This is a genomic window from Halomonas sp. PBN3, from assembly GCF_000475415.1.
GTDB lineage: Bacteria > Pseudomonadota > Gammaproteobacteria > Pseudomonadales > Halomonadaceae > Halomonas > Halomonas shengliensis.
Genome location: NZ_AXCA01000007.1, coordinates 1 through 5,210, shown reverse-complemented (window position 1 = coordinate 5,210; position 5,210 = coordinate 1). Strand labels below are relative to the sequence as shown.

The 5,210-nt window shown below is 60.6% G+C and carries 4 protein-coding genes and 1 pseudogene; 1 reads left to right on the top strand and 4 read right to left on the bottom strand.

From position 1 onward, the window contains the following. Both Q673_RS20435 and hutI read right to left on the bottom strand, forming a co-directional pair. Positions 1-387 (bottom strand): arginase family protein (locus Q673_RS20435; RefSeq protein ID WP_023004484.1); only part of this gene is annotated, 387 nt, incomplete at its 3' end. Continuing rightward, positions 377-1,594 (bottom strand): imidazolonepropionase, encoded by a 1,218-nt coding sequence (gene hutI, locus Q673_RS20430; RefSeq protein WP_023004483.1) that lies wholly within the window; start codon positions 1,592-1,594, stop codon positions 377-379. The genes hutI and Q673_RS20435, both read right to left, overlap by 11 nt. A gap of 337 nt (positions 1,595-1,931) precedes the next feature. Here hutI and Q673_RS20425 point away from each other — a divergent pair, with 337 nt between their 5' ends. Further along, positions 1,932-3,254, top strand: coding sequence for a YjiH family protein (locus Q673_RS20425; RefSeq protein ID WP_023004482.1), 1,323 nt, complete (start codon positions 1,932-1,934; stop codon positions 3,252-3,254). Between the two features lie 74 nt (positions 3,255-3,328). Here the strand turns inward: Q673_RS20425 and hutC are convergent, their stop codons facing one another. Both hutC and Q673_RS36885 read right to left on the bottom strand, forming a co-directional pair. Further along, positions 3,329-4,045, bottom strand: coding sequence for a histidine utilization repressor (hutC, locus tag Q673_RS20420; protein ID WP_031217502.1), 717 nt, complete (start codon positions 4,043-4,045; stop codon positions 3,329-3,331). A 982-nt stretch (positions 4,046-5,027) separates the two neighbouring features. Next, positions 5,028-5,210: pseudogene (locus Q673_RS36885) on the bottom strand (IS1380 family transposase); the annotation flags it as partial.

The window sequence follows — 5,210 nt, the reverse complement described above, 5'->3', positions numbered from 1 at the left end:
CACCTCATGACCGCCACCCAGCACGATGGGCAGGTGTCCCTCGCCTAGCATCGGGGCGAGTCGGTCTGCCAGTTCCTGTTGAGCCTCTTCCATGGCGTCGCCTTCACAGCGCACGTCTCCGGCGTCATAGGCAGGCCCCTGTCGGTGCCAGGCCAGCGGCGCCAGGGCACGGCGCAGTGCCGCAGGTCCCTCGGCGGCGCCCACACGGCCCTGATTGCGCGCCACACCGGCATCACAGGCGAAGCCCAGCAAGGCACAGCCAGGGGTGGCACCCTCGGCCAGCGGTTGAATCTTCTGGTGCCAGCGCTCGCTGTCGGGCTCGGGGTCGATCCGCCCCTGCCACAGGGTGCGGTCGAATTCCTGGTGAAGCGCGGTATCAAACGGCATGGGTCAACTCCCCCTGAAACAGACGCTGACGCAAGCGACCGGGCTGGACGGCATAGGCCAGTGCAGCCGGGGTATCGATATCCCAGACGCACAGGTCGGCGGTGGCACCTTCCTGGAGCCGACCTTCGCCCTTGAGACCGAGGGCGGTCGCGCCATGGGCGGTCATCCCGGCCAGGGCCTCCTGGGGCGTCAGGCGGAACAGGGTGCAGGCCAGGTTGAGCATGAGGGTGGGCATGAACAGTGGCGAGCTGCCCGGGTTGGCGTCGGTGGCCACGGCCATGGGCACGCCGGCCTCACGCAGTGCCGCGATGGGCGGTTGCTGCGTCTCGCCCAGAGTGTGGAAGGCCCCGGGCAGGATCACGGCGACGCTCCTGGCCTTGCGCATGGCGGCGATCCCGGCCTCATCGAGATACTCGATGTGGTCGGCGGAGAGCGCCCCGTGACGGGCCGCCATGGCGGTACCGCCCAGGTTGGAGAGCTGCTCGGCGTGGGCCTTGATCGGCAGGCCATGCGCCTCAGCGGCCTCGAAGACACGCTCGCACTGCGCTACCGAGAAGGCGATCTTCTCGCAGAACACATCGACGGCATCGGCAAGGCCTTCCTGGGCGGCGGCCGGGATCATCTCCTGGCACACCAGGTCGATATAGCCGTCACTGTCATCCTTGAACTCGGGCGGCAGCGCATGGGCGCCCAGTAGCGTGGTCACCACCCGCACCGGAAGCACCTCGCCGAGGCGACGCGCCACGCGCAGCATCTTCAGTTCGTCCTCGACCGTCAGGCCGTAGCCGGACTTGATCTCCACAGTAGTGACACCGTCGGCGATCAGTGCCTCGAGCCGCGGTCTTGCCAGCTCTAGCAGTTCGTCTTCCGTGGCTTCCCGGGTGGCCGTCACGGTGCTCAGGATGCCGCCGCCACGTCGGGCAATCTCCTCGTAGCTTGCCCCTTCCAGGCGCGCCTCGAACTCGTCGGCGCGGGAGCCGCCGAACACCAGGTGGGTATGGCAATCCACCAGACCGGGGGTCATCACACGCCCACGCCCCATGTCATGGCAGCCTTCCGCCAACCCTTCATCTAACTCCCGCATCGGCACAAGCGTTACAACTCGCGCCCCTTCGGTAATGACGGCCATGGGGTCGGGCAGGGTACGCAGCCCGTCGAAGACGTGAATATCGCGCCACAGGCGACGCTTGGTATTGGTGTTCGACATGGAGGCCTCCTCCAGGGTGGCTCAGCGGATGCAGACTCAATGTATATACAATTAAGCCCAGCCCCCTGAGGATCGTCAAGCCGCCTTGACAAGAAGCAGTGGGTGACAAGGCACACGCCTCAGGCGGACTAGAAACGGAATAAACCCATGGAAACAAGCAAATGGGATGGATTTAGGGTCCCAAGTATTGCCATTTCGCGCTGAAGCATTCGACCAATGTCTAGCCCGATCGGCTAGGCGGGGGCACGCGGTTGGCTTACCTTATTGTATATACATATCGAGGCAGGATGCCTATCCCGATCCAGTCACCGCACGGCACAAGACACGAGGCGTGCTCATGAATCGCCAAGACCCCCAGGCTCGGCAACCTGCCGCTGCCGCCACCTTGCTCAAGCTTTTCCTGCCCAGTGCCCTGGGCATCCTGATCTTCTTCGTTCCCATCGAAATCGCCGGTAAGCGCACCATCCCCCTGGACCATTTGGTGACCGGTGCGCGGGCACTGCTAGGGGACGCCAGCGGGCTCTATGCCCTGGTGCTGATCGTTGCCGGCGCGGCCTATCCGATCATCCGCGGTTACTGGAACCGCAGCCTGACCGAGCGCATCTTCACAGTGCTGAAGATTGCCGGTGTCATCGCCGCAGTTATGGCACTGACCGGCTGGGGGCCAGCCTTCCTGCATGCACCGGACATGCTGCCCTTCCTGTTCGACAAGCTGGTGATCCCGGTAGGACTGATCGTGCCGATCGGCGCCATCTTCCTGGCACTACTGATCAGCTACGGCCTTCTGGAACTGATCGGTGTGCTGGTGCAGCCGGTAATGCGCCCCATCTGGCGCACACCAGGGCGCTCGGCCATCGACGCCGTGGCCTCCTTCGTGGGCAGTTACTCCATCGGCTTGCTGATCACCAACCGGGTCTATCAGGCTGGGCAGTATTCGGCGCGAGAGGCGGCCATCATTGCTACCGGTTTCTCCACCGTCTCGGCCACCTTCATGATCATCGTGGCCAAGACCCTCGACCTGATGGACGTCTGGAATCTCTACTTCTGGCTCACACTGCTGATCACCTTCGTCGTCACCGCGGTGACCGTGCGGCTGCCGCCGCTTTCGCGGATGGATGACAGCGCCGAGGATGGCGAGCCGGAAGCGGTCCCCGGCAAGCGGCTTAGCACTGCCTGGCAGATCGGGCTGGACGTGGCAGAAAAGGCACCTAGCCTGCATCGCAGCGTGGCACTCAACTTCAAGGAAGGGCTGGTCATGGCGATCAGCATCCTGCCTTCAATTATGTCGGTTGGGCTGCTGGGACTGCTGGTTGCCAAGTACACGCCGCTGTTCGAGTGGCTGGGCTGGCTCTTCTACCCCTTCGTGGCGGTATGGGGCGTGGCGGATGCCGCCGCCCTGGCGCAGGCCTCCGCCGCCGGGCTCGCCGAGATGTTTCTGCCGGCGCTGCTGATGGCAGAGGCTGAGTTCGCAGCGCGTTTCGCCGCTGGCGTGGTGTCGGTGTCCGCCGTGCTGTTCTTCTCCGCCTCTATCCCTTGCATCCTCTCCACCAGCATTCCGCTATCGGTGGGTAGGATGCTGGTAGTCTGGTTCATCCGCGTGGGCCTTAGCCTCCTGCTGGCAGTGCCGGCCGGCTATCTGGTGCAGACACTGGCTGGCTGACACAACTTCCAGACACACCAACGCAAACGGCCGGGAATCCCGGCCGTTTGCGTTGGTAAAGAACAAAGGGGCGCTCATTTCGGCTCGCGATGCATCGAGGAACGCAGCTTGTAACGCTCCCCGGGATGGAGCAGTCGGGCATAGCTGATCAGCTGCTCGCCGGACCAGGTGCGCCGGATCATGCTCAAGCAGGGGCTCGCCGTATCGATGGTCAGCCACTCGGCCGCCTGGTGGTCGGGCAGGACCGCCTCGACGATATGCTCCACATCGGTGATGGGGCAGGCGGCCACCAGCACCTCGTTGGGCGTGTGGCGGGAAAAGTCGGTGTCGAGATAATCCGGGACCCAGCGCGGATTAACGAAGCGCCTTTCCAGCTGGATGGGTACGTCATTTTCGAGATGCAGGATCAGGGTGTGGAAGACTCGGCTGCCGAGCCGAACTCCGAGACGTAGCGCCACCTCATCATCGGCCTCGATCGCTTCGCAGGTCAGCACCTGATTGCCGTATTGATGCCCCCGGGACCGCACCTCCTCCGCGATGTTGTACACCTCGACCAGCGACGATTCGGCCTTGCGGTCGGTAACGAAGGTGCCAAGACCCGGCTGGCGTGTCAGATATCCTTTCTGGACCAGATCACGGATCGCCTTGTTGGCAGTCATGCGGCTGACCTGGAAGTCCCGGGCCAGCTGTTCCTCTGGAGGAATCTGGTGGTGTGCTGGCCACTCACCGCTAGTGATCCTGTCCAGCAGATGCTGCTGTATCTGCAGATAGATAGGTGGCGTACTGGCCATGAGGACATCCTTCGACATGATAATTGTATATACATTTACAGTATACGCATCTCATAGGAACTGTCCATATCTAATCCAAGCTTTACTCAGATAAATAGCAATCTCATTATTTTCATGTTTCATGCACCTATTGCTAGTTATAAATCGTACCAACTAAACGTCAGCTAACGGCCATGAGCGGACGTTTAGAATTGCATGATATATAACAGCAGGCATCAGCACTCGCACCGTTTTCGCTCAGCTGATGCTTTTGTTGGCCATTTCCCTGCCTTGTTTAAGGCATACTATAACCATGTCTCATCTAAATCGGTGGTAGAATCTTATATGCAATGTCAATCTGATCATCACAGGTCCCTAGCTTATGCCAGCTCTGATTTGATATCACTCGGCAGACAACGCAGAAGCGCGTAGAGACGTAGCGGCCACTCAAAACAATATGGAACTTATCACCAGTTATATGAGGACCACCTAAGTTCGCTATTAACCACTCAACTTTATATTGGTCTGAACTGAAAGCAGGGTCAATCTCAGCTGTGATGGAAATGGAATCCCCGCACCGAAGATAGCTCTCCTCATCCCGAGAGTAGTCCAATATGGCCGAACCATCGGGATTTCGGTTGGAAGACGAAGGATAGAAAACATGTCCGAGCGAGTCTAGAATCTTAACAACCGTCGGTACATTGTAGAGGTTTTCCATATTAACCCGAGCGTAGTAGCTCTTCAGACTCTCTACCACATCCATTGAGTAGCACCTGAATCCGTGAAGCCGGCGCCGACACTTTCCCTATCACCGCCAGCGAGCACTTTTTGATCATTCGCCCCGTGCAAGTTGGCTTTCGCAAGCCCGTTATTGCCAAAACCCACCGTGCTGATCGGTGCTGACGGCCCGTTTTGTCATGCCTTTCCACCCGCCAGGCACGACATATCTGGCGATCGCGTGTCGCTTGGAACTGCTTGTGGATAGAGTGTCGCCGATTGACGGTCAGCATGGCGTTCCTCGTGGATAACGCAGTCGGCTCCGCAGCGTCTTGAGCACCGTCATGCGCCCGATATCCTGCCCGAAGTCGAGGATGATCTGCCGTGCCTTGTGAATCACGAGAGCCGCACGGTGCACCAGCTCTTGTAGCACGGTGCGCAGCCGGCGCCGCTTGGCCGGGTGGCGAAC

What these genes read in the sequence shown, in the direction of transcription:
- Q673_RS20425 (WP_023004482.1), top strand. Translation starts at nt 1,932, where the DNA reads ATGAATCGCCAAGACCCCCAGGCTCGGCAACCTGCCGCTGCCGCCACC.
- hutC (WP_031217502.1), bottom strand. Translation starts at nt 4,045, where the DNA reads ATGGCCAGTACGCCACCTATCTATCTGCAGATACAGCAGCATCTGCTG.
- hutI (WP_023004483.1), bottom strand. Translation starts at nt 1,594, where the DNA reads ATGTCGAACACCAATACCAAGCGTCGCCTGTGGCGCGATATTCACGTC.